At 72.1% G+C, this 22,347-nt stretch carries 25 protein-coding genes; 14 read left to right on the top strand and 11 right to left on the bottom strand.

The genetic code is table 11. The features are described from left to right. Nucleotides 1-97 precede the first annotated feature (97 nt). The 3 genes from AB0H81_RS33435 to AB0H81_RS33425 all read right to left on the bottom strand — a co-directional run bounded on the left by AB0H81_RS33435 (nt 98) and on the right by AB0H81_RS33425 (nt 2,978). Nucleotides 98-943 (bottom strand): DUF4870 domain-containing protein, encoded by an 846-nt coding sequence (locus AB0H81_RS33435; protein WP_358382683.1) that lies wholly within the window; start codon nt 941-943, stop codon nt 98-100. After that, entirely contained in the window at nt 940-1,746 is an 807-nt protein-coding gene (locus AB0H81_RS33430; RefSeq protein ID WP_358382680.1) for a DUF3097 domain-containing protein, read from the bottom strand. Before AB0H81_RS33430 ends, AB0H81_RS33435 begins: the two co-directional genes overlap by 4 nt. Nucleotides 1,747-1,886: 140 nt before the next feature. Then, on the bottom strand, nt 1,887-2,978 hold the full coding sequence (locus AB0H81_RS33425) for a hypothetical protein (protein ID WP_358382677.1): 1,092 nt from the start codon (nt 2,976-2,978) through the stop codon (nt 1,887-1,889). A 152-nt stretch (nt 2,979-3,130) separates the two neighbouring features. On the opposite strand from AB0H81_RS33425, the gene hrcA reads away from it, so the two are divergent. Genes hrcA through AB0H81_RS33410 form a run of 3 tightly spaced genes read left to right on the top strand, consistent with a single transcriptional unit; the run spans nt 3,131 to nt 6,049 of the window. Continuing rightward, nucleotides 3,131-4,144, top strand: coding sequence for a heat-inducible transcriptional repressor HrcA (hrcA, locus tag AB0H81_RS33420; protein WP_358382675.1), 1,014 nt, complete (start codon nt 3,131-3,133; stop codon nt 4,142-4,144). An 11-nt stretch (nt 4,145-4,155) separates the two neighbouring features. After that, complete coding sequence (gene dnaJ / locus AB0H81_RS33415; protein ID WP_358382672.1) at nt 4,156-5,295, top strand: molecular chaperone DnaJ; 1,140 nt, start codon at nt 4,156-4,158, stop codon at nt 5,293-5,295. A 28-nt stretch (nt 5,296-5,323) separates the two neighbouring features. Then, nucleotides 5,324-6,049, top strand: coding sequence for a 16S rRNA (uracil(1498)-N(3))-methyltransferase (locus AB0H81_RS33410; protein ID WP_358382668.1), 726 nt, complete (start codon nt 5,324-5,326; stop codon nt 6,047-6,049). 75 nt (nt 6,050-6,124) lie between these two features. On the opposite strand, the gene AB0H81_RS33405 is transcribed toward AB0H81_RS33410, so the two are convergent. Then, entirely contained in the window at nt 6,125-6,781 is a 657-nt protein-coding gene (locus AB0H81_RS33405) for a hypothetical protein (RefSeq protein ID WP_358382665.1), read from the bottom strand. After that, nucleotides 6,778-7,257, bottom strand: coding sequence for a SigE family RNA polymerase sigma factor (locus AB0H81_RS33400; RefSeq protein WP_175595049.1), 480 nt, complete (start codon nt 7,255-7,257; stop codon nt 6,778-6,780). The genes AB0H81_RS33405 and AB0H81_RS33400 overlap by 4 nt, the downstream gene beginning before the upstream one ends. Nucleotides 7,258-7,598: 341 nt before the next feature. Here AB0H81_RS33400 and AB0H81_RS33395 point away from each other — a divergent pair, with 341 nt between their 5' ends. From AB0H81_RS33395 to era, 8 genes are all read left to right on the top strand, one after another. Continuing rightward, nucleotides 7,599-7,943 carry a histidine triad nucleotide-binding protein gene (locus tag AB0H81_RS33395; RefSeq protein ID WP_358382662.1) on the top strand — a complete coding sequence of 115 codons (345 nt, stop codon included), beginning with the start codon at nt 7,599-7,601 and terminating at the stop codon, nt 7,941-7,943. Nucleotides 7,944-8,048: 105 nt separating this feature from the next. Then, nucleotides 8,049-9,089: a PhoH family protein gene (locus AB0H81_RS33390; protein ID WP_358382659.1), complete on the top strand. Its 1,041-nt coding sequence runs from the start codon at nt 8,049-8,051 to the stop codon at nt 9,087-9,089. Beyond that, on the top strand, nt 9,086-9,562 hold the full coding sequence (ybeY, locus tag AB0H81_RS33385) for an rRNA maturation RNase YbeY (RefSeq protein ID WP_358382656.1): 477 nt from the start codon (nt 9,086-9,088) through the stop codon (nt 9,560-9,562). Before AB0H81_RS33390 ends, ybeY begins: the two co-directional genes overlap by 4 nt. After that, nucleotides 9,559-10,857, top strand: coding sequence for a hemolysin family protein (locus AB0H81_RS33380; protein ID WP_358382653.1), 1,299 nt, complete (start codon nt 9,559-9,561; stop codon nt 10,855-10,857). Before ybeY ends, AB0H81_RS33380 begins: the two co-directional genes overlap by 4 nt. A gap of 335 nt (nt 10,858-11,192) precedes the next feature. Further along, a complete protein-coding gene (locus AB0H81_RS33375) occupies nt 11,193-11,861 on the top strand; it encodes a hypothetical protein (protein ID WP_358382650.1) in 669 nt (222 codons plus the stop codon). A 10-nt stretch (nt 11,862-11,871) separates the two neighbouring features. Then, the gene (locus tag AB0H81_RS33370) at nt 11,872-12,192 is read left to right on the top strand and encodes a cytidine deaminase (protein ID WP_358382648.1); all 321 of its coding nucleotides are present in this window, start codon (nt 11,872-11,874) and stop codon (nt 12,190-12,192) included. 1 nt (nt 12,193) lies between these two features. Beyond that, nucleotides 12,194-12,670 carry an NUDIX domain-containing protein gene (locus AB0H81_RS33365; protein ID WP_358382645.1) on the top strand — a complete coding sequence of 159 codons (477 nt, stop codon included), beginning with the start codon at nt 12,194-12,196 and terminating at the stop codon, nt 12,668-12,670. An 18-nt stretch (nt 12,671-12,688) separates the two neighbouring features. After that, the gene (gene era, locus AB0H81_RS33360; RefSeq protein ID WP_358382642.1) at nt 12,689-13,597 is read left to right on the top strand and encodes a GTPase Era; all 909 of its coding nucleotides are present in this window, start codon (nt 12,689-12,691) and stop codon (nt 13,595-13,597) included. A gap of 47 nt (nt 13,598-13,644) precedes the next feature. Here the strand turns inward: era and AB0H81_RS33355 are convergent, their stop codons facing one another. Next, entirely contained in the window at nt 13,645-14,130 is a 486-nt protein-coding gene (locus AB0H81_RS33355; RefSeq protein WP_358382639.1) for a hypothetical protein, read from the bottom strand. Nucleotides 14,131-14,203: 73 nt separating this feature from the next. Further along, nucleotides 14,204-14,938 (bottom strand): Mut7-C RNAse domain-containing protein, encoded by a 735-nt coding sequence (locus AB0H81_RS33350; protein WP_358382637.1) that lies wholly within the window; start codon nt 14,936-14,938, stop codon nt 14,204-14,206. Nucleotides 14,939-14,970: 32 nt separating this feature from the next. On the opposite strand from AB0H81_RS33350, the gene AB0H81_RS33345 reads away from it, so the two are divergent. Next, nucleotides 14,971-15,870: a TAXI family TRAP transporter solute-binding subunit gene (locus AB0H81_RS33345; protein WP_358382686.1), complete on the top strand. Its 900-nt coding sequence runs from the start codon at nt 14,971-14,973 to the stop codon at nt 15,868-15,870. A 17-nt stretch (nt 15,871-15,887) separates the two neighbouring features. On the opposite strand, the gene AB0H81_RS33340 is transcribed toward AB0H81_RS33345, so the two are convergent. The 4 genes from AB0H81_RS33340 to AB0H81_RS33325 all read right to left on the bottom strand — a co-directional run bounded on the left by AB0H81_RS33340 (nt 15,888) and on the right by AB0H81_RS33325 (nt 19,625). Continuing rightward, nucleotides 15,888-17,225, bottom strand: a complete 1,338-nt coding sequence (locus AB0H81_RS33340; protein ID WP_358382634.1) for a HAMP domain-containing sensor histidine kinase — start codon at nt 17,223-17,225, stop codon at nt 15,888-15,890. Further along, nucleotides 17,222-17,887, bottom strand: a complete 666-nt coding sequence (locus AB0H81_RS33335; protein ID WP_358382631.1) for a response regulator transcription factor — start codon at nt 17,885-17,887, stop codon at nt 17,222-17,224. Before AB0H81_RS33335 ends, AB0H81_RS33340 begins: the two co-directional genes overlap by 4 nt. 10 nt (nt 17,888-17,897) lie before the next feature. Next, nucleotides 17,898-19,223 (bottom strand): MFS transporter, encoded by a 1,326-nt coding sequence (locus tag AB0H81_RS33330; protein WP_358382629.1) that lies wholly within the window; start codon nt 19,221-19,223, stop codon nt 17,898-17,900. A 156-nt stretch (nt 19,224-19,379) separates the two neighbouring features. Beyond that, entirely contained in the window at nt 19,380-19,625 is a 246-nt protein-coding gene (locus AB0H81_RS33325; protein ID WP_358382626.1) for a DUF2630 family protein, read from the bottom strand. A gap of 38 nt (nt 19,626-19,663) precedes the next feature. Here AB0H81_RS33325 and ddaH point away from each other — a divergent pair, with 38 nt between their 5' ends. Together ddaH and leuA are read left to right on the top strand one after the other, a co-directional pair. Further along, nucleotides 19,664-20,431, top strand: a complete 768-nt coding sequence (ddaH, locus tag AB0H81_RS33320; protein WP_358382623.1) for a dimethylargininase — start codon at nt 19,664-19,666, stop codon at nt 20,429-20,431. 196 nt (nt 20,432-20,627) lie between these two features. Then, nucleotides 20,628-22,334 carry a 2-isopropylmalate synthase gene (gene leuA, locus AB0H81_RS33315; RefSeq protein ID WP_358382621.1) on the top strand — a complete coding sequence of 569 codons (1,707 nt, stop codon included), beginning with the start codon at nt 20,628-20,630 and terminating at the stop codon, nt 22,332-22,334. Nucleotides 22,335-22,347 lie beyond the last annotated feature (13 nt).

Raw genomic sequence — 22,347 nt, 5'->3', positions numbered from 1 at the left:
GCGGACGGGCTGCTGCAGCCCGAGGCGTTCAAGGCCGGCCTCATGGTGCTCACCTTGAAGGGCCGGCTGCTCGCCGACGCGCTGGTACGCGACATGGTCAGCTGATCAGGCGGACGGAGAGCGGGTAGCGGTAGTTCTCGCCCCGGTTCGTGGCCAGGGCCGCCTGGATGTGGAAGACCAGCGACACGATCCACACGATCGGGAACAGGAACAGCCCGATCAGGAAGATCGACAGGATCCCGGCCACCACGTAACCGATGAACATCGTGATCTGGAAGTTCAGGGCCTCGGCCGCCTGGTCCCTGACGTAGGGAGCCTCGTCCTTCTTCATCAGGTAGATGATCAGCGGGCCGACCCAGGAGACCAGCAGTCCCAGCAGGTGGGAGAGCATCGCCATCGTGGTGTCGTCCGTGCCGGGACGGGGGCCGTACACGCCGGGCCGGTGCGGCGGGCGCTGGTACGCGCCGGGGTGGCCGGGGCCGGGCTGCTGGTATCCCTGGCTGCCCGGGTAGCCGGGCGCGCTCGGCTGCTGGTGGCCGTAGCCGTGCTGCTGGTAGCCGGGCTGTTGGTAACCGGGTCCGGGCTGGTGACCGGGCGGCGGGGGCGGCTGCTGGCCGTAACCGTAGCCCTGGCCGCCGGACTGCGGCCCCGCGCCGTACCCGGGTCCCGGCTGCGGGCCCGGCCCGTACGGCGTCCCCGGCTGCGGGCCCGACCCGTGCGCAACACCAGGCTGGGGCCCTGACCCGTACGCAGGACCGGCCTGAGGGCCCGGCCCGTAGGCAGGCCCGCCCGCCCCGTACCCCGGCTCGGGCTGGGCGCCGGAGCCGTACTCGGGCGCGGCCTGCGGGCCCGTGCCGTGACCCGCCCCATGCTCGGGATCCGGGCGGGGGACGCGCCGGGTGGCGTCGTCGTCGGGCTGGTGGTTCGGCGGGTCCTGACTCATCGTGCCTCCGTGACAAAGTCGATCAGTTCTTCCACCCGGCCGAGCAGCTCGGGCTCCAGGTCCGCGAACGAGGAGACGGAGCCCAGGATGCGCCGCCAGGCCTCGGCCGGCTCCACGCGCCAGCCCAGGGCGGCGATCACGCCCTCCTTCCACGGCACCCCGCGCGGCACCTCCGGCCAGGCGGCGATGCGCAGCGCGGACGGCTTGACCGCCTGCCAGATGTCGACGAACGGGTGCCCCACCACGAGCACGTCCGGCGAGGTCACCTGGGCGGCGATGCGGCTCTCCTTGGACCCGGGCACCAGGTGGTCCACCAGCACACCCAGCCGGCGTCCCGGCTCGGGGCCGAACTCGGCGACGATCGCGGGCAGGTCGTCCACGCCCTCCAGGTACTCGACCACCACCCCCTCCACGCGAAGGTCGTGGCCCCAGATCTTCTCGACGAGGGCGGCGTCGTGGACTCCCTCGACGTAGATGCGGCTCTCCTTGGCGACCTTGGCGCGCAGCCCCTCCACCGCGATCGACCCGGACGCGCTGCGCCTCGGCCCGCGCGGCGCCGTGGCCGGCCGCACCAGCGTCACGATCTTGCCCTCCAGCAGGAACGCGGCGGGCGCCAGCGGGAACAGCCGCCGCTTGCCGAAGCGGTCCTCCAGCGTGACGGCCTCCTTGTCGCAGCCCACGACCGCGCCGCAGAAGCCGCTCTCGGCGTCCTCCACGACGAGGTCGAGTTCGGCGGGCACCTTCGGGATCGTGCCCTTGCCCGGCCGCCGCCAGTTTCCCGCGAGAACATCACCGTCGTACACACGGGGACCGTAGCAAATCACCCGCCCGCCGCGACGGCCTTGCGATCCACCCGCCCCGAGTCGTCGCACAAGGCTCATCCATCCGCCCGCGTCGTCGTGCGAGGCTCATCCACCCGCTTGCCCGCGTGGTCGTGCGAGGCTCATCCGCCCGCGGCGAGGCGCTTGCGGTGGCCGCCGCGCCGTACCAGGACGACGACCGTGACGACGATCGCCAGCAGGATGCCGAGACCGGGCAGCAGCACCAGCGCCGCCACGCCCCCCGCGAGCCCGCCGGTGTCCACGGACGGGCCCACCGCGAAGCGCGCGCCCACGGACTGCAGCGTGCCGCACTTGAGCACGTAGCCGCCCTCCTTGGACACGTTCAGGGCGAGGATGGCCTGCCACCGGGTCGAGCCCTGGGTGACCGTCATGGTGCCGGGCATCTTGGCCAGCAGCCCCTTGCCGTCGCCGCCGGTGACCGAGCAGGTGTATTCGACGGGCGTGGCGCTGGCCAGGTACACGACCGGGTCGTCGGCGGGGTCCACGGTCACGGAGACGATCTCGCCCGCTGCGAACGTCTTCGTCGGCAGCGCGCTGCTCACCGTGCCCGTCACGCCGTTGGCGAACAGCGCCACCCCGGCCACCACGCACACCAGCGCCACTCCCCACGCCGCCCACACCCACCACAGCGGGGGCCGCAGCAGCTTGGGGCTGACCCACGGCGTGGACAGGGGGCCGCCGCCGTACGGGCCGGCCGCGCCGAAGGGCTGCCCCGCGTACGGTGCCTGCCCACCCGGTCCGGGGTACGGCCCCTGCGGACCCGACGGCGGTCCGTAGTACGGCCCCTGAGCGCCGGACGGAGGACCGTAAGGGCCCTGCGGACCCGAGACCGGGCCCGGGGGCGGGCCGTACGGTCCCTGCTCGCCTGAAGGCGCCCCGTAGGGGCCCTGCGGGGGAGGCGCCTGCGGGTAGGGGGCGTGCGCACCCGTCGAAGGTCCCGGCCCGTAGGGCGGCGGCGGGTAGGCTCGCTGCTCACCCGACGGCCCGCCGTGGGGCGGAGGCGGGTACGGGGCCTGCTGCGGCGTGCCGTGGGGGCCCGTCTGGTACGGCTGCCGCCCGTACGGCGGCGGAGCCTGACCGCCCTGCGGCGGGCCGTGCGGGGGAGGAGCGGGCTGACCGGGGTACGGGCCGGATCCGGGCGCCGGGCCGGGCGGCTCGGACCCTGGCGGCTGGGACGGGGAATCGTCGGTCATGTCGGCCAGTGTGATCCCTAAGGCCGGGCCCGCGCCAGCAGCAGGATGGTCAGGTGTTATCGCACCTTGTGGGTGAGAGCCGTACACTTGGCACTCGGGAACACAGAGTGCTAGACGGTCGTTCCCGCGAGGCAGAGGCAGGAGGTGAGCACGTGCTCGACGATCGTAAGCTGGCGGTGCTCCGCGCCATTGTCGAAGACTACGTGTCCACCAACGAACCGGTGGGCTCCAAGGCGCTGGCGGAGCGCCACAATCTCAAGGTCTCCCCCGCCACGGTCCGCAACGACATGGCCGCGCTGGAGGAGGAGGGCTACATCACCCAGCCGCACACCAGCGCGGGCCGCGTGCCGACCGACAAGGGCTACCGGCTGTTCGTCGACCGGTTGTCCCAGGTCAAGCCGCTGTCCGCGGCGGAGCGGCGGGCGATCGAGACGTTCCTGGCCGGGGCGGTCGACCTCGACGACGTGGTCACCCGCACCGTCCGGCTGCTCGCGCAGCTCACCCGGCAGGTGGCGGTCGTGCAGTACCCGACGCTGACCCGCTCGACGGTCCGGCACGTCGAGATCGTGCCGCTGACCGAGCGGCGGGTCATGCTGGTCCTCATCACCAACACCGGCCGCGTCGAGCAGCGGGTCGTCGAGCTGCCCGAGGTCGTGGAGGACACCCGCATCGCGCACCTGCGGGCCGTGCTCAACGCCTCACTCGACGGCTGCGGCCTGAGCGCCGTGCCCGAGCTGGTCGCCGACCTTCCCGAGCGGCTGCCCGCCGAGGACCGGCCGGCCGTGGCCACGATCCTGTCGGTGCTGCTCGAGACCCTCGTCGAACGCCACGACGAGAAGATCGTCTTCGCCGGGGCGGCCAATCTCGCCGGCGCCGACTTCACCACCGGCCTGCGCGCCGTGCTGGAGGCCCTGGAGGAGCAGGTCGTGCTCATGCGGCTGCTCGGCGAGACGTCCGGCGACACCCCGTCCGCGCTCACCGTGCGCATCGGCTCGGAAAACCCCTATCTCCACGGCACGTCCATCGTCGCGACCGGATACGGTTCTGGCGACAACCAACTGGCACGCCTCGGCGTGCTGGGTCCCACGAGGATGGACTACCCCGTGACGATGGGCGCCGTACGCGCGGTGGCACGCTACGTCAGCCAGATCCTGGCTGCATCATAAGAGGTCGATAAGTGGCAAACAGCGACTACTACGCCACCCTCGGGGTGCGCCGTGACGCCAGTCAGGACGAGATCAAGAAGGCCTACCGCAGGCTGGCCCGGGAGCTCCACCCTGACGTGAACCCCGACCCTGAGACCCAGGAGCGGTTCAAGGAGATCACGCAGGCCTACGAGGTGCTGTCCGACGCGAACAAGCGCCAGATGTACGACCTCGGCGCCGACCCGTTCGGTGGCGCCGCGGCGGGCGCGGGGGCCGGCGGTTTCGGCGCGGGCTTCCCGTTCAGCGACATCATGGACGCGTTCTTCGGCTCGGCCGGCGGCTCCCGCGGTCCCCGCTCGCGCGCCCGCAGGGGCCGCAACGCGACCATCCGCGTCGAGCTCGACCTGCGCGAGACCGCGTTCGGCACCACCCGTGAGCTGGTCGTCGACACGGCCGTGCTGTGTGAGGTCTGCCAGGGCGCCGGCGCCGCGCCCGGCACCCACCCCGACACCTGCGACATGTGCAACGGCCGCGGCGAGATCTCCCAGGTCACCCGGTCGTTCCTGGGCCAGGTCATGACCTCCCGGCCGTGTCCCCAGTGCGGCGGCTTCGGGTCGATCATCCGCCACCCCTGCCAGGAGTGCTCCGGCGACGGCCGCGTGCGCACCCGCCGTACGATCAAGGTGCGCATCCCGGCGGGAGTCGAGGACGGCACCCACATCCAGCTCGCCGGCGAGGGCGAGGTCGGCCCCGGCGGCGGCCCGCCCGGCGACCTGTTCCTGGAGATCGTCGAGCGCCCGCACGAGATCTTCGAGCGGCGCGGCGACGACCTGCACTGCACGGTGCAGATCCCGATGACGGCCGCGGCGCTCGGCACCGTGCTCACCGTGGAGACGCTCGACGGCGCCGAGGAGATCGACGTGCGGCCGGGCACCCAGTCGGGGCAGGTCATCACGATGTACGGCCGGGGCGTGCAGCGGCTCAACGAGAGCGGCCGGGGCGACCTGCTGATCCACGTCAACGTCGAGACGCCGTTGCGGCTCGACCCGGCGCAGGAGGAGCTGCTGCGCGAGCTGGCCAAGCTGCGCGGCGAGGAGCGGCCTCCGGGCAAGTTCGCGCCGGGCCAGCAGGGTTTTTTCTCACGGCTGCGCGACGCGTTCAACGGGAGATGAGGGCGCCGCGCGGGAGAGACGGGCGGACGTGAGCGTTCCCGTCTTCCTGTCCGACGCCCTGGGCGGGTCCGAGCTGGTGCTCGACGGCCCCGAGGGGCGCCACGCCGCGGCCGTGCGTCGGCTGCGCGCCGGTGAGCGGGTGGACCTGACCGACGGCGCCGGCGCGGTCGCCGAGTGCGTGGTGCGCGAGGCGCTGAAGGACTCCCTGCGGCTCGACGTGGTCGGACGGTACGACGTGCCGGCCCCCCGGCCCCGGATCGTGGCCGTGCAGGGCCTGCCGAAGGGCGACCGGGGCGAGCTCGCCGTCGAGATGATGACCGAGGCGGGCGTCGACGTGATCGTCCCGTGGGCGGCCTCGCGCAGCATCACGCAGTGGAAGGGCGACCGGGCGGCCAAGGCGCTGGCCCGCTGGCGCTCCACGGCTCGCGAGGCGGGCAAGCAGGCCCGCCGCTTCCACCTGCCCGAGGTGACCGAGCCGGCTTCCACGGCCCAGGTGGAGAAGCTGCTGCGCGACGCGGCCCTGGCCCTGGTGCTCCACGAGGACGCCGCCGAGCCGCTGTCGCGCCTGGAGGTCCCGGCCGACGGCGACGTCGTCATGGTCGTGGGCCCGGAGGGCGGGGTCGCGGAGGAGGAGGTGGCCCGGTTCAGGGCGGCCGGCGCCGTGCCGGTGCTGCTCGGGCCGACGGTGCTGCGCACCTCGACGGCCGGGGTCGCGGCGGCCTCGGTCCTCATGGCCCGCACCGGCCGCTGGTGACGCCCGGAGCCGGCCCGAGGCTGGTCGCTCCTGAAACCCTGCGAGACGCCTGACGCGTGCTGACGTCCGGCGCGTCTACTGCGGGGAGAGCGGGCTCGTGTCCGTGATCGTGGTGACGACCTGGGTGGGCTGCGTCGGCTGCGGCGGCTCGTCGGTCGGGCAGTCCTCGGCGGGGCACGCCACGGTCGTCGGCGTCGTCGTGTCCGTCACCGTGGCGGACGGGGTGGGCGTCGGGGACGGCGTCACGCCGGGGCAGTCGTCGCCTCGCGCGGCCTGCTCGTCCGCCGTCGAGGGGCACGGGGTGGGGGAGGGTGTCCTGCGCGTCGGCTTGCTGGTGGAGCGCGCGGTCTCGGGGATGTGCCGGGGCGGCCGGGTCGTCGGGTCGGGCACCACCACGACCTCGCGCGGCTCGCTCCGCTGCGGCGGCTCGGGCGACACGGCCCGGGTGGTGGAGGAGCCGTCGGGCGGCGTGGAGGTGCTGCGCACGTCCTGCACGGTCTCGCGCAGCACCTGGTGGCGCAGCTCCGGGATCACCATGACGATCGTGCCCGCCACCAGCACGGCGCTGGCCGCGGCGGCGCCCGCGCGCCACCAGAACAGGTTGCGGACGCCGCGCCGCTCGATGCGGGCCCGGATGATCTCCAGTCCGTCCGGCGAGGGCACGGCCGTGTCCGCCTCCGCGCGCAGCACTCGGCGTAGTACGTCGCCGTACTCGTCGGGGGGCTGGGTCATGACATCTTCTCCAGGACGGAACGCAAAGCGGCCATGCCACGTGCGGTGTGGCTCTTGACCGCTCCCTTGCTGATGCCCATGGCGTGGGCTATCTCAGCCTCGGACAGGTCACCGTAGTAGCGAAGGACGAGCGCCTCTCTCTGACGTGCCGGCAGGGCCCGCAGCGCCTCGATCACGGCCGAGCGTTCGAGCTCGCCGATCGCGCCGTTCTCGGCGCTCGGGGCGTCGGGCAGACCCTTGGGAGCATACTTCTCGACGACCGCGCGATGACGCAGCACGGATCGGGAACGGTTGACGACGGATTGACGCAGGTAGGCGAGTGCCTTGTCGGGGTCGCGCAGTCTGCGCCAGGCGCCGTGGATGGCGACGAACGCGTCCTGCACGACCTCCTCGGCGGTCGCCATGTCGCGTACCAGCAACACAGCGAGACGCACCAATGACCGAAAGTGCGCGCTGTACAGCGCGGTCACGGCCATGTCGGCGTCCCACCCGACCGGCACCGCCCCTAACGACCTGTCGGCCAGAAGGGTCTCGGTGGTCACCTCATGAGGACGCGCGGCCTTCCGAGAGGGTTTACGTTCCTTAGGCGGCATTACCCAGTCGTGTCCTCGCCAGGTGGCCGTGCCCGACCCCGATATGTCCTGTTGTGCTTGCAGTCTCGCACACCCACCCTAACCGCGAGGATCTTCCCTTGCACGGCGCCTGCGGTCACCGATTCGCAACGGGCTCGGGGAGTTGGGAACGTTCCAGGTGAGGCGCCGGCGGCACGGCGCGGTGATCGCCGTGCGGGGGCGTTCCGTCTCGGTAGGCTGGGCGGGTGACCGACTGCCTCTTCTGCAAGATCGTCGCCAAGGAGATCCCGGCCGAGGTCGTCCTGGAGACCGACCGGGCGCTCGCGTTCCGCGACATCAACCCGCAGGCCCCGACCCACGTGCTGGTCATCCCCAAGGAGCACCACGCCGACGCGGCGGCGCTGGCCGCGGCCGACGACGGGCTGGCCGACGACGTCCTCAAGGCCGCCCACGCCGTGGCCGTCCAGGAGGGCGTGGCCGACACCGGCTACCGCGTGGTCTTCAACACCGGGCCCGGCGCGGGCCAGACGGTCTTCCACGTCCACGCGCACCTGCTCGGGGGCCGTGGCCTGACCTGGCCCCCCGGCTGACGGCGGCCGGCCGATATTGACGAGAACGGTTCGCGTGGGCCCGGCTACCATGGGCGAAGAAGCACACACGAACAGACCGGGAGGCATCAGGCCGCTGGCCTGCCCATGTCCGAACTACATGAAACCCGCCGGACCGCACCTCCGACGCGCACACAGGCCAAGGTGCTGATTCCGGACGAATACCCGATGGTCAGCCTCCTGGGCTCCCGTGACGAGCTGCTGCGTGTCATCGAGAGCGCCTTCCGGGCCGACATCCACGTCCGAGGAAACGAGATCACCGTCACCGGCGGCCCCGACGAGAGCGGGGCCGTGGTGCGGCTGTTCGAAGAGCTCGTCGAAGTGCTCAGGAGCGGCGGCGAGCTCACGCCCGACGCGGTCGAGCGGAGCATCGCCATGCTCCGCATGACCTCCGACCGGCCGGCCGAGGTGCTCTCCCTCGACATCCTCTCCTCGCGCGGCCGGACGATCCGGCCCAAGACCGTCAACCAGAAGCGCTACGTCGACGCGATCGACAACCACACGATCGTGTTCGGGATCGGCCCGGCCGGCACCGGCAAGACCTATCTCGCCATGGCCAAGGCCGTGCGGGCGCTCCAGGAGAAGCGGATCAACCGGATCATCCTCACCCGCCCCGCCGTCGAGGCGGGCGAGCGGCTCGGCTTTTTGCCGGGCACGCTGTACGAGAAGATCGACCCCTACCTCCGGCCGCTGTACGACGCGCTGCACGACATGGTCGACCCCGACTCCATCCCCAAGCTGATGGCGGCGGGCACGATCGAGGTCGCGCCGCTGGCGTACATGCGGGGCCGCACCCTCAACGACGCCTTCATCATCCTCGACGAGGCCCAGAACTCCTCGGCCGAGCAGATGAAGATGTTCCTGACCAGGCTCGGCTTCAACTCCAAGATCGTGGTGACCGGCGACGTGACCCAGGTCGACCTGCCGTCGGGCACCACCAGCGGGCTGCGCGTCGTGCAGGAGATCCTCGACGGCATCGACGACATCCACTTCTCCCGTCTGACCAGCGCCGACGTGGTCCGTCACAAGCTGGTCAGCGAGATCGTGGACGCCTACGGACGCTACGACGCGCTCCAGGACGCGACGGGGTCCGCCAAGCCGATCCAGCACAGGGGCAAGCGGCGATGAGCATCGAGATCAACAACGAGTCGGGCGTCGCGGTCGACGAGGAGAACATCGTCCGCCTGGCCGCCCACGTGCTCGGCGAGATGGGCGTCAACCCGCTCGCCGAGATGTCCATCATGGTGGTCGACGAGAACGCCATGGCCGAGCTGCACGAGAAGTGGATGGGCGAGCCCGGTCCCACGGACGTCCTCGCCTTCCCCATGGACGAGCTGCGTCCGGGCGGCGGGGCGCGCGGCGACGGCGACGCGCCCGCCGATCCGGCGCTCCTCGGCGACGTGGTGCTCTGCCCGCAGGTGGCGGCCCGGCAGGCCGAGGAGGCCGGCCACTCCACCCGCGACGAGCTGGAGCTGCTGTGCACGCACGGCATCCTGCACCTGCTCGGCTACGACCACGCCGAGCCTGAGGAGCACAAGGAGATGTTCGGCCTGCAGGCGCGGCTGCTGGAGGCGTGGCAGGAGGTGCGCGACCCGCGGTGAACGCCTGGTTGCCCCTGGCCATCGCGCTCGTGGTGATCGGTGGCCTGATCGCCAGCGCGGAGACGGCTCTGACCCGCATCTCACGGGTGCGGGCGGAGGAGTTCGTGCGCGAGGCCAGGCGCGGCGCCGTGCGGCTCCAGGCCATCGTCACCGACCCGCCGCGCTACCTCAACCTGCTCCTGCTGCTCAGGCTGAGCTGCGAGCTGGTCGCCACGGTGATCGTCACGCTGCTGTGCATCGACCGGCTGGACGACCAGGGGTGGGCGTACGTGACGGCCGCGGCCATCATGATCGTGGTCAGCTACGTGATCGTCGGCGTATCGCCGCGCACCCTGGGCAGGCAGCACGCCGAGCCCATCGCGCTGGCCGGGGCGCCGATCGTCTACGGGCTGACCCGGATCTTCGGTCCGCTGCCCAAGCTGCTCATCCTGCTGGGCAACGCGCTCACCCCCGGCAGGGGGTTCCGCGAGGGCCCGTTCACCTCCGAGGCCGAGCTGCGTGACCTGGTCGACCTGGCCGAGGAGCGCCGGGTCATCGAGCCGGACGAGCGCGAGATGATCCACTCGGTGTTCGAGCTGGGTGACACGCTGGTGCGCGAGGTCATGGTGCCCCGTACCGACATGGTGTTCATCGAGCGTGGCAAGACGCTCAGCCAGGCCCTGTCGCTGGCGCTGCGCAGCGGCTTCTCCCGCATCCCCGTCGTCGGGGAGAACGAGGACGACGTCGTCGGCATCTCGTACCTCAAGGACATCATCCGCCGGGTGCACGAGTCGGGACAGGACGGCGGCGACGAGCGGGTCGACTCGATCATGCGACCGGCCACGTACGTGCCCGAGAGCAAGCCGATCGACCAGCTTCTTCGCGAGATGCAGGCGCGGCAGACCCACCTGGCGATCGTCATCGACGAGTACGGCGGCACGGCCGGGCTGGTGACGATCGAGGACGTCCTGGAGGAGATCGTCGGTGAGATCGCCGACGAGTACGACCAGGAGGCGCCCCGGGTCGAGCCCATGCCCGACGGAGGGCTGCGGGTCACGGCCCGCATGCCCGTGGACGAGCTGGGCGAGCTGTTCGACACGGAGATCGAGGTCGACGACGTGGAGACGGTCGGCGGGCTGCTGGCCCACGCGCTCGGCCGGGTGCCGATCGCCGGCTCGCAGGCGGAGGTCGCCGGGCTCCAGCTCACGGCCGAGAGCCTCGCGGGCCGCCGCAACCGCATCAGCACGGTCGTGGTGCGCCGGGTCACCCGGCGGGAGGACGAGACCGTCCCCGCCACCGCCGAGCACCAGGACTGATCGCCGCCCGCTCGCAGTGATGCGGCATTTGTTGGCAGTTGTGGCAAGTGTTCTACAAGCCATCTGCAAGCGGGATGCCCGAGTCTTGTCTCGACGCCCAGTGCGGAGGGCGTCAACGAGGGAAGCGTCCGAACGCCGGGTGGGGTTCGCGGCGGGAGGGCGCTCCCGGGGGGCGGCAACGTCTCGATCATCCTGATCGCGGCGTTGCTTGGCGTAAAGGGTGCTCTCGTCCGGAAAGCCGGACGAGAGCACCCTTTTAGCGTTTGAGGCTTTATTGGTAACTGTGGTGGGTTGTCCTGTTCGGCGCCCGGGGAGATCCGCGAGCGGAGGTAATCATGCGACGCGGACTGCGGATCATCGGGCTCACCACGGCCGCCGTGCTCCTGACCGGAGGCCTGGCGGCCTGCGGGGCGCGGCGAGGCGGCGAGCACACCAGCACGTACACCGGCTCGCGATCGAGCACCAGGGCGTCGGTCCGGCTGCACGCGCTGCTCGAACGGCCGGTGACGCTGCCGGACGGGTTCTCCCGCCGTCCCGGCCAGGCGTGGCGGGTGCCGTTCAGGGTGGCCGACCGCGACTGCCGCGCCGCCCTGGGGCCCGCCGGCGGGCGGGCGCCCCAGCAGGCGCTCACCGGCCAGGCGGCGGTCAGCTACCAGGGGGACGAGCTGGGCGAACAGGTCGCCGTGGGCCTGGCCCGCTACTCGGGCTCCGAGGCCGAGGACCACCTCGACGCGCTCGCCGACTCGCTGGCCCAGTGCCAGACCGTGCGGGCGCCCGGCGGCACGCGGCTCCGGCTGCGCTCCCTGCCGGTCGAGGCGTCCGGCGACGAGGCCGTGAGCGCCCGGCTGCGCGGGAAGCTGCGCGGGTACCCGTACACGATGGACGTGGTGCTCGCCCGCTCGGGCGACACGCTCGTCTCGATCGTCCACACCGGGATGGCCCGCGTCGAGCAGGAGAGCACCGAACGGCTGGTCGGCGCGGTCATGAAGATGGCCAGCGCCTAGTCTGGTGCCCGTGACTCTCGATCCCGAAGACAGCAAGATCATCACTTTGGCCCGCGCGGCCCGCGCCCGCAACGGCTCCGCCGAGGGCGCCGCGGTGCGCGACGAGACCGGCCGCACCTACTCCGCGACCGACGTCGCGCTCTCCGCGCTGCGGCTGTCGGCCGTGCAGGTGGCCGTCGCGATGGCCGTCTCCAGCGGCGCGCGATCCCTGGAGGCCGTCGCGCTCGTCACCGCCGGCGACGGCCCCGGCGCCGCCGACGAGGAGGTGGCGCGCGAGCTGGGCGTCAAGGCGCTGCTCGTGGCCGGTCCTGACGGCACCCTGCGGAGCTGACATGCCGATGTCGCCGTACCTCGCCGGGCTGCGCGCGAAGGTCGGCTCGGAGCTGCTGATGCTGCCGTCGGTGTGCGGGTGCGTGTTCGACGCGTCGGGGCGGCTGCTGGTGGCCCGCCACGGCGACGTCGGGCTGTGGGCCGCGCCCGGCGGCGGACTCGACCCGGGCGAGCGGCCCGAGGAGGCCGTGGTCAGGGAGCTGCGCGAGGAGCTGGGGGTCGAGGTCGAGGTACGCGGCGTGATCGGCGTGTACGGCGGCCCCGAGTTCCAGACCGTGTACCCCAACGGGCACCGGTGCGCGTACATGATCGCGGTGTACGGATGCGCGCTCACCTGGGGCGTTCCGGAGCCCGACGGCGACGAGATCACCGACTACCGGTGGGTCACCGAGGAGGAGCTCGCGGGGCTGGCGATGACGCCGTGGTCGCCCCGCGTGCTGCCCGAGGTGTTCGCCTGGTGGCGCGGGCAGACCCGTTGATGGGCCACAATGCACTATGTGACCTCGCCAGACAACCATCGCGCCGGATTCGCCTGCTTCGTGGGAAGGCCCAACGTCGGCAAGTCCACGTTGATGAACGCCCTGGTGGGCACGAAGATCGCGATCACCTCGTCCAAACCGCAGACCACCCGCAGGGTCATCCGCGGCATCGTCCACCGGCCCGACGCACAGATCGTCATCGTCGACACGCCCGGACTGCACCGGCCGCGCACCCTGCTCGGTGAGCGGCTCGACAGCCTGGTGCTGTCCACGCTGACCGAGGTCGACGTCATCGGGTTCTGCGTGCCGGCCAACGAGCCGATCGGCAAGGGCGACCGGTTCATCGCCGACAAGCTCGCCGCCGTCAAGGGCACCCCGGTCGTCGCCGTGGTGACCAAGTGCGACCTGGCCACCAAGGAGCAGATCGCCGAGCAGCTCCTGGCGGTGTCGCAGATCGCGGAGTTCGCCGCGATCGTGCCGGTGTCGGCCGAGCGGGGCGACCAGCTCGACGTGCTGGGCGACGTGCTGATCGAGCACCTGCCCGAGTCCCCGCCGCTCTACGAGGGCGGCCGGCTCACCGACGAGCCCGAGCAGGTCCTGGTGGGCGAGCTGATCAGGGAGGCGGCGCTGGAGGGCGTCCGCGACGAGCTGCCGCACTCGATCGCCGTGGTGGTCGACGAGATGCTGCCCCGCGAGGGCCGCGACGACCTGCTCGACATCTACGCCCACATGTTCGTCGAACGGCCGTCGCAGAAGGCCATCGTCATCGGGCACAAGGGCGAGCGGCTGCGCGACGTGGGCACGCGGGCCCGCAAGCAGATCGAGGCGCTGCTCGGCACCAGGGTCTACCTCGACCTGCGCATCAGCGTCGCCAAGGACTGGCAGCGCGACCCCAAGCAGCTGCGCCGGCTCGGCTTCTACGACTGACCGGCGGAGACTGGCCGGCGTCGTGCGACCGGCCGGCGGCCGATCGGCTACCGGCCGGCGCCCCGGGAGCGGCGCGCGGTCGTCAGCAGGGAGAAGAGGATCAGCGCCAGCGAGCTGGCCAGCGCCGCGAACCACCCGTACCTGATGACCGGCCCCACCGACAGCATCCCGCCCAGGTCGAGCGAGACCCGGCCGGTCACGCCGCCCGGGTCGGCGGCGAACATCACCAGCAGCACGATCGCGAACGCCCCCGGAAGGGCCGCGAGCGCGGCCACCCACGGGCGGCGGCCCAGCAGCCCCGCCACCCCGAGCGCCAGCGCCACCAGCCCCGCGACGAGGGTGTAGACGCCGAGGCCGGCGTCGACGCCCCGCACGTCGCTGGTGAGACCGCCGCCGATGACGTCGCTCCTGGCCTCGATGCCCGCCCACGGCAGGACGGCGCAGATCACGAGCAGCGCCGCGGCCACGCTGACGGCCAGCGCGTAACCGCGCCTGCCGCGCCTGAAGGTGCCCGGCTGAAGGGGATCGGCCACACCGCCACCTTAGGACGGCGACGCCGCCCCGGCCAGGCCACGCGCGCGGGATTCGCCAGGCGGTGGCTCCCGGTCAGGAGAGGCTGCCCGCCCACTCCCTCGCCGTGCGGACGATCTCCTCCAGGTGGCCGCTGTGGGCGCCGTGCCAGTACACCTGGCCGCACACCCGGCACTGCCCGTACGCGTCGTAGCTGCGCCGCGTCCCCGCCTCCAGGCGCGCGGCGACCGCCTCCTTGTCGGCGGCGGTCAGCTCGCCGTTGCAGGCGGTGCAGCGCGTCCACGGCCGCAGCGGCGGCGAGAAGCGTTCCATCAGGTCGCGGAGCTGGTCCTGGGGCCGGGAGCCGCGCACGTACGCGCCCAGCCACAGGGCGCGGCGGCGCAGCAGGCCGCGGTCCTGGGTGAGCAGCACCCGCCGTTCCTGGTTGGCCTGGACGACGAGCGCCGGGTCGTCCATGTCGTTGTGGTAGGCCGCGTCGATGCCGAGCAGCCGCAGCCGCCGCGCCAGCGTGCCGAGGTGGACGTCCAGCAGGAACCGCGGCTCGCGGGGGAGCTGCTGGGGGCGCGGCACCGGGCCGACCTCGACGACGTCGCCGGCGGCGAGCTGGTGGGAGGGGCCCACTCCGCGGCCGTCGACGGTCATGGGGCCGACCTCGGTCAGGGGGATGCCGGCCGACTCGACGTGGTGCCCGAGGGTGGAGGTGCCGTCGGGCGTCACGTGCTGCCACTCCTGGCGGCGGCTCACGGGCAGGAACATCCTCAGGTCCGGAGCGATCCGGAGAAGTGCGTCCCGTTGGGTCATATCTCTCATTCTGCGTGATTCGATAGCGTGAGATCGTGCCGATGTCCCGCCGCGCCTTCCTCGCGCTCACCGCGCTCGCGGCCACGAGCTGCTCCTCGGCCGAGGACGAGGAGCACACGATCCGGCTGGCGACCGGGCTGGCGGGCGGGCCGTACGAGGTGCTCGGCGACCGGTTCGCGGCCGAGCTGCGGCGCGACGGCGTCGGGGTCCAGGTGTTCAAGACCGCGGCCAGCGTGCAGAACCTCCTGATGCTCGCCGACGGCCGCGCCGACGTCGGCTTCTCGCTGGCCGACAGCGCCGACGACGCGGTTCGGGTACGCCACCAGCCCGTCGCGGCGCTGGCCAGGATGTACATGAACTACGTCCACCTGGTCGTCCGCCACGACTCCGCGATCTTCGAGCCGAAGGACCTGGCCGGGCGGGTCGTCTCCATCGGCGCCGAGGGGTCGGGCACGGCCGTGACGGCCGGCCGGGTGCTGTCGGCCGCGGGCCTGCCGAGCGCGGGCACGCTCCGGCTCGGCCTGGACGCCTCCATCCTGGCGCTGCGCGAGGGGGACGTCGACGCGTTCTTCTGGTCGGGCGGCGTCCCGACCCCGGCGCTCGCCGCGACCGAGGGCATCAGGCTCGTCCCGCTGGACTCGCTGGTGCCGGTGCTGCGCCGCACGTACGGGCCGGTCTACGAACTGGCGGACGTCCCGGCCGGCGTGTACGCGGGGACGCTGCCCGTGCCGACCGTCGGCACCCCGAGCTACCTGATGTGCCGCCGCGACCTTGACGAGGACGCCGCCTACACCGTCACGGAGACGCTCTTCCGCGCCCGCGACCGGCTCCAGGCCCCCTCGGCGCCCGGCGGCCGGCTGGACAAGAGGTACGCCATCGGGACCGGCATCGTCCCGCTCCACCCGGGCGCGGCCCGCTACTACCGCTCCGTCTACGGCTGAGACCCCTCCAGAAGGGCTCAGCCGCTCACGTACGGCTCGGGCAGGCGCAGCTCCACCACCAGGCCGTGGGGGTCGGCGGACAGCAGCGACAGCGTCGCACCGCACGCCTTGGCCAGCTCGGCGGCGATCGCCAGCCCCAGCCCGCTGCCCGGCACGTTGGCGTGGCTGACCGAGCGCCAGAAGCGGCCGAGCGCGTCGGCCCGCTCCTCCTCGGCGAGCCCCGGCCCGTCGTCGGCGACCCGCAGCACCCCGTCGTGCAGCGTGACCGTCACCTTGCCGCCCGGCGGCACGAACTTCTGGGCGTTGTCGAGGGCGATGTCCGCGATTCTGGCCGCTGCCTCCGGCACGACCGACATTTCGGGTATGTCCACGTCGAGGGTGAGGTCCTGGGCCGCGTACACCTCGCGCCACACCCCGAGCCGGGGCCGCAGCTCGACCTTCTTGTCGTCGGCCACGGCGCCCGCCTCCACCCGGGCCAGCGCCAGCAGGTCCTCGACCAGCTCGGCCAGCCGGTCCAGCTCGGCCATGGCCTCCTCGAACTCGGCCGAGCCCTCGTCGCGCAGGTGCGGCTCCAGGTTCTCCAGCCGCAGCCCGAGCACGGTCAGCGGCGTGCGCAGCTCGTGGGAGGCGTCGGCGACGAAGGCCCGCTGCCGCTCCATCGCCCCCGACAGGGCGTCGGCCATCGCGTTGAACCGCTCCTCCAGCCGCCGCAGCTCCGTGGGCCCGACGCCCGGGTGGGCGCGGGCGTCCAGATGGCCCTCGGCGATGGCCCGCGTCGTGCGGTCGAGCTCGGTGACCGGCCGCAGGATCCAGCGGGCCAGCCGGCGCGCCGCCAGCACGCCGTACGCCAGCGCGATCAGGGACCCGAGCGCCAGCGCCCCCCACACCATCCCGACGTCCAGCCGGGCCCGGTCGGTGCGGGCCTGGAGCAGCACCGCGCCCGAGAGCTGGGCGTCGCGGCCCGCCGGCTCGGCCAGCAGCACGGTGGCCGGGCCGAACGGATCGACCGTGGGCAGGTCCTCGGTGGTGCGGCCGGACAGCGCGAGGCGGGTGGGCTCGGTGTCGCCGGTCTCGAACCGGCCGGCCGTGACGAGGACGCGGCCGTTGCGGTCGCGCACCCGCACGGCCGCGCCGTACAGCTCGGCGTAGCGGACCACCTCGGACGTCAGGCTCGTGTGGTCGCCGTCGCGGGCCGCCTGGTCGGCCAGCTCGGCGAAACGGGTGGCGTCGGCGCGGCGGTCCAGCAGCAGCCGGTTGGTGCGGTGGGAGGCGTAGGAGAGGGCCAGGGGCACGGCCAGCGCCGTGATGAGGATCGCGATCAGCGTGGTGAACGTGATCACCAGGCGGGAGTTCACGTGAAGGAGCCCAGGCGGTAGCCCGTGCCGCGCAGCGTCTCGACCAGGCCCGGCCGGCCGGTCTTCGAGCGCAGGCCCGCGACGTGGACGTCGAGCGAGCGGGACGCCGACAGCAGCGGGTCGCCCCAGACCTCGTCGAGGATCTCCTCGCGGCTGCGCACCACGCCCGGCTCACGGGCCAGCAGGGCCAGCACGTCGAACTCGCGCCGGGTCAGCGTCACCGCCGCCCCCGCCACGGTGACCTGCCGGGCTTCGAGGTCGATGCGGACGTCGCCGACGCTCACCACCTGCCCGCGGTCGGGCATCGGCCGGGTGCCGCGCCGCACGACGGCCTCCATCCTGGCCATCAGCTCCACCGTGCGGAACGGCTTGACCAGGTAGTCGTCGGCCCCCGAGCGCAGACCGCGCAGCACCTCGCGCTCCTCGGTCCGGGCGGTCACCACGATCACCGGCACCGCCGACACGCGGCGCAGGCGGCGCAGCACGTCGAGACCGTCCATGTCGGGCAGGCCCAGATCCAGCAGGACAAAGTCGACGCCCCCCGCGAGGCGGAGGGCGTCGACGGCCAGCCCCGCCCGCGCGACCTGGTGGCCGTGGCGGGCGAGGGCCGTGGTGAGCGCGGAGGCGAGCCGATCGTCGTCTTCGACCAGGAGAACTCGCATGTCGCCCAGACTAGAGGCGAATCGGGACCGATTCCGCTTCGCCGGCCTTCTGCTCGGCCCGGCTGAGAGCGGCGTCGCGGGTCTCGCGCATGGTCAGGTACACGGCCAGGGACACCGCGGCGCAACCGGAGACGTACCAGTAGAAGCCGGACTCGATGCCGCTGCTCTTGAACCACAGGGCCACGTACTCGGCGGTGCCGCCGAACAGGGCGTTGGCGATCGCGTACGGCAGGGCCACGCCGAGCGCCCGGATGTTGGTCGGGAACAGCTCGGCCTTCACCACCGCGTTGATCGAGGTGTAGCCGGTGATGATGATCAGGCCGAGCAGCGAGAGGACGAAGCCGCCGAGGAAGCCGTCCACACTGGACAGCGCCGTCATGAGGGGCACGGTGCCGAGCAGCGAGCCGATGCCGAACGTGATGAGCAGCGGCCGGCGGCCGATGCGGTCCGACAGCGAGCCGGCCAGCGGCTGGAGGAGCATGAAGACGAACAGCGCGCAGAAGCTGACCAGGGTGGCGGTCTGCTTGGGCAGGCCCGCGGTGTTGGCGAGGTACTTCGTCAGGTAGGTCGTGTAGGTGTAGTACGCGACCGTGCCGCCCATGGTGAGGGCGATGACGAGCAGCGCCTCCTTCTTGTGCGCCATCAGGGCCTTGATCGTGCCGCGGCTCTTGTCGCCGCCCTCGCCCTCGCTCTCCTCCTCGTCGTAGGCCTCGGTCTCCAGGAGGTTGCGGCGCAGGTAGAACACCACCGCCGCGCCCAGGGCGCCGATGACGAACGGGATGCGCCAGCCGTAGGACTTGAGGACCTCCTCCGACATGGTGTTCTGCAGGATGATCTGCAGGCCCAGGCCGACGAGCTGACCGGCGGTCATCGAGACGTACTGGAAGCTGGAGGCCAGGCCGCGCTTGCCGGGAGGCGTGGCCTCGGTGAGGTAGGTGGCGCTGGCGGCGTACTCACCGCCGACCGACAGACCCTGCAGGAGGCGCGCCACCAGCAGGACGACGGCGCCGAAGTAGCCGACGGCCTCGTACGTCGGTGCGATGGCGATCAGCAGGGCGCTGGCCGACATCAGCGTGACCGTGAGCGTGAGCGCCGCCTTGCGGCCCTTCCTGTCGGCGTAGCGGCCGAGAAGCCAGCCGCCGACCGGCCGCATGAAGAAGCCCACGGCGAAGATGCCGGCCGTGTTCAGCAGCTGGGCGGTCGAGTTGCCGGAGGGGAAGAAGGAGGCGGCGAAGTAGATCGCGAAGCTGCTGTAGACAAACCAGTCGTACCACTCGACCAGATTGCCGATGGAGCCGCCGATGACCGCCTTCCACGGCACTTTGGGTGTGCTCACTGGTGTACCTCCTGGGGGGAGTAGTTGCAGGCCAGAGCCTCGCCGCAGAAGGATGTTCGAACAAGGGGAGGAGGCCGATATCTAACGCACGCTTAACATCGAGGAAACGTGGGGGTGACGGGCCGCCCCCTCCCATCCGGCCGTTGAGCAGGGCTTCTACTGCCGGTAGCCCTCGACCTCCGAGGCCGGGCGGGCGCTGGCGGCGTCCGGGTCCTCACCGGCGCCGCGGCGGGCCCGGCGCTGCCTCAGCAGGTCCCAGCACTGGTCCAGGGCCGTCTCCAGCTCCTTGACGCGGGCGTTCTCCTCCTCGGAGGTGACCTCGCCCGCCGACAGCTTGCCGCGCAGCTCGTGCTCCTCGGAAACGAGGGCGCTGATCCGGCTCAGAATCTCGTCGTCACGCATGTCGGAGACTCTACTGAGTACGTGATAGAAAGCGCCCTATGTCTGGTATCGCGCTGGTAAGGAAGCCCGGCCCCCGTATCGCCGAGGGGCTCGTCACCCACATCGAGCGCGAACCCGTCGATCCCGAGCGCGCGCTCGTCCAGCACGAGGGGTACGTGGCCGCCCTCGCCGGGGCCGGCTGGACGCCGGTCCACGTCGAATCGGCCGACGACCTGCCCGACGCCCCGTTCGTCGAGGACACCGTCGTGGTCTGCGGGCGGCTGGCCGTGCTGACGCGCCCGGGCGCCCCCGAGCGGCGGCCGGAGGTGGCCGCGGTGGAGGAGGCGGTGCGGGGGCTCGGCCTCAGCGCCGTGCGCGTCACCCGCCCCGGCACGCTGGACGGCGGCGACGTCCTCCAGGTGGGCCGCGCCGTGTACGTCGGCCGCTCGGCGCGGACCAACGACGAGGGCATCGCCCAGCTCGCCGCGCTGCTGCCGGAACGGCAGGTACGGCCCGTGGACCTCGACGGCGTGCTGCGCCTCAAGTCCGCCGTCACCGCGCTGCCCGACGGCACCCTCATCGGCGACCCCGCCCGCGTCGACCTCACCGGCCTGCCCGAACCCGCCGTCCTGCTCGAACCCGAGGAGGAGGCCGGCGCGCACGTCGTCCTCCTCGGCGGCGACCGCGTCCTCATGGCCGCCTCCGCCCCCCGCACCGCCGACCTGCTCGTCCGGCGCGGGCTCGACGTGACGACCGTGGACATCTCCGAGTTCGAGAAGCTGGAGGGCTGCGTCACCTGCCTGTCCGTCCTCGTCCCCTTCTCCTGACATCTCAGCGTCTTCTCCTGGCATCTCAGCATCCGAGATGCGGGACGGCGCACGGCGAGACGTCTGGTAGCGTGCTTGGCATGCTGCGCGGACTCCTTCTTAGCCGCCGCGGCGGGGGCCTCTAGGCCGGCTCCCTCGCCGCGGGGCGAGTCATGCGCGTCGGCCGTTCGCCATCGACCGACGAGGAGCACAGATCATGACCGCTCAGCAGCCCACCTCCATGCCGTTCCATCGTTACCAGCCGTTCGAGCCGGTACGCCTGACCGACCGCACGTGGCCCGATCAGGTGATCACCAAGGCGCCCCGCTGGTGCGCGGTCGACCTGCGCGACGGCAACCAGGCGCTCATCGACCCGATGGACTCCCACCGCAAGCTGCAGATGTTCGAGCTGCTCGTGCGCATGGGCTACAAGGAGATCGAGGTCGGCTTCCCGGCCGCCAGCCAGACCGACTTCGACTTCATCCGCCAGATCATCGACGAGGGCCGCGTGCCCGACGACGTCGTCATCCAGGTGCTGACGCAGGCCCGGCCGGAGCTCATCGAGCGCACCTTCGAGGCGATCGAGGGCGCCAAGCAGGCCATCGTCCACCTGTACAACTCCACCTCCACCCTGCAGCGCCGGGTCGTCTTCGGCCAGGACAAGGACGGCATCACCGCGATCGCCGTCGAGGGCGCCAAGCTGGTCAAGAAGCTCGCCGACGCCACCGACGTCGACGTGTACTTCCAGTACTCCCCGGAGTCGTTCACCGGCACCGAGCTGGAGTACGCGGTCGAGGTGTGCGACGCCGTCAACGACGTGTGGCAGCCCACCCCCGACCGCAAGGTCATCATCAACCTGCCCGCCACCGTCGAGATGGCCACCCCCAACGTCTACGCCGACCAGATCGAGTGGATGCACCGCAACCTGCGCCACCGCGACTCGATCGTGCTGTCGCTGCACCCGCACAACGACCGGGGCAGCGCCGTGGCCGCCGCCGAGCTGGGCTACATGGCGGGGGCCGACCGCATCGAGGGCTGCCTGTTCGGCAACGGCGAGCGCACCGGCAACGTCTGCCTGGTCACGCTGGGCATGAACCTGTTCTCCCAGGGCGTCGACCCCGAGATCGACTTCAGTGACATCGACGAGATCCGCCGCGTCACCGAGTACTGCAACCAGCTGCCCGTGCACCCGCGCCACCCGTGGGGCGGCGAGCTGGTCTACACCGCCTTCTCCGGCTCCCACCAGGACGCCATCAAGAAGGGTTTCGAGCACCTGGAGAAGGACGCGCGGGAGGCGGGCGTGCCCGTCGACGACTTCGCCTGGGCGGTGCCGTACCTCCCGATCGACCCCAAGGACATCGGCCGCTCCTACGAGGCGGTCATCCGGGTCAACAGCCAGTCCGGCAAGGGCGGCGTCGCCTACATCATGAAGGCCGACCACCAGCTCGACCTGCCGCGCCGGCTGCAGATCGAGTTCTCCAAGGTCGTGCAGGCCCGCACCGACAGCGAGGGCGGCGAGATCAGCCCGGCCGCCATGTTCGAGATCTTCCAGGACGAGTACCTCCCCAACCCGGCCAACCGCTGGGGCCGGCTCGGCCTGATGGCGCACCGCCACGAGTCGGTGGCCGACGACGTCGACCGCATCAGCGCCGACGTGCGGGTCGACGGCGAGATCCGGGAGGTCGCCGGCTCCGGCAACGGCCCCATCTCGGCGTTCATCGACGCGATCGCCCGCATCGGCGTCCGGGTGCGCGTCCTCGACTACGTGGAGCACGCGCTCAGCGCCGGCTCCGACGCCAAGGCCGCCTCGTACGTGGAGTGCGAGATCGACGGGCAGGTGCTGTGGGGCGTCGGCATCGACGCCAGCACCACCACGGCCGCCCTCAAGGCCGTCATCTCGGCCGTCAACCGCGCCTCCCGCTGACCCGGCGGGTTCA

Origin of the sequence: Nonomuraea sp. NPDC050691, assembly GCF_040654455.1 — a bacterium.
Lineage (GTDB): Bacteria > Actinomycetota > Actinomycetes > Streptosporangiales > Streptosporangiaceae > Nonomuraea.
This window is presented reverse-complemented; position numbering and strand designations above follow the sequence as displayed.

Coding starts and splice junctions, on each gene's coding strand:
- AB0H81_RS33435 (WP_358382683.1), bottom strand. CDS start 943: ATGAGTCAGGACCCGCCGAACCACCAGCCCGACGACGACGCCACCCGG.
- AB0H81_RS33425 (WP_358382677.1), bottom strand. CDS start 2,978: ATGACCGACGATTCCCCGTCCCAGCCGCCAGGGTCCGAGCCGCCCGGC.
- AB0H81_RS33405 (WP_358382665.1), bottom strand. CDS start 6,781: ATGACCCAGCCCCCCGACGAGTACGGCGACGTACTACGCCGAGTGCTG.
- AB0H81_RS33400 (WP_175595049.1), bottom strand. CDS start 7,257: ATGGCCGTGACCGCGCTGTACAGCGCGCACTTTCGGTCATTGGTGCGT.
- AB0H81_RS33390 (WP_358382659.1), top strand. CDS start 8,049: ATGTCCGAACTACATGAAACCCGCCGGACCGCACCTCCGACGCGCACA.
- ybeY (WP_358382656.1), top strand. CDS start 9,086: ATGAGCATCGAGATCAACAACGAGTCGGGCGTCGCGGTCGACGAGGAG.
- AB0H81_RS33375 (WP_358382650.1), top strand. CDS start 11,193: ATGCGACGCGGACTGCGGATCATCGGGCTCACCACGGCCGCCGTGCTC.
- AB0H81_RS33365 (WP_358382645.1), top strand. CDS start 12,194: ATGCCGATGTCGCCGTACCTCGCCGGGCTGCGCGCGAAGGTCGGCTCG.
- AB0H81_RS33350 (WP_358382637.1), bottom strand. CDS start 14,938: ATGAGAGATATGACCCAACGGGACGCACTTCTCCGGATCGCTCCGGAC.
- AB0H81_RS33345 (WP_358382686.1), top strand. CDS start 14,971: ATGTCCCGCCGCGCCTTCCTCGCGCTCACCGCGCTCGCGGCCACGAGC.
- AB0H81_RS33335 (WP_358382631.1), bottom strand. CDS start 17,887: ATGCGAGTTCTCCTGGTCGAAGACGACGATCGGCTCGCCTCCGCGCTC.
- AB0H81_RS33325 (WP_358382626.1), bottom strand. CDS start 19,625: ATGCGTGACGACGAGATTCTGAGCCGGATCAGCGCCCTCGTTTCCGAG.
- ddaH (WP_358382623.1), top strand. CDS start 19,664: ATGTCTGGTATCGCGCTGGTAAGGAAGCCCGGCCCCCGTATCGCCGAG.
- leuA (WP_358382621.1), top strand. CDS start 20,628: ATGACCGCTCAGCAGCCCACCTCCATGCCGTTCCATCGTTACCAGCCG.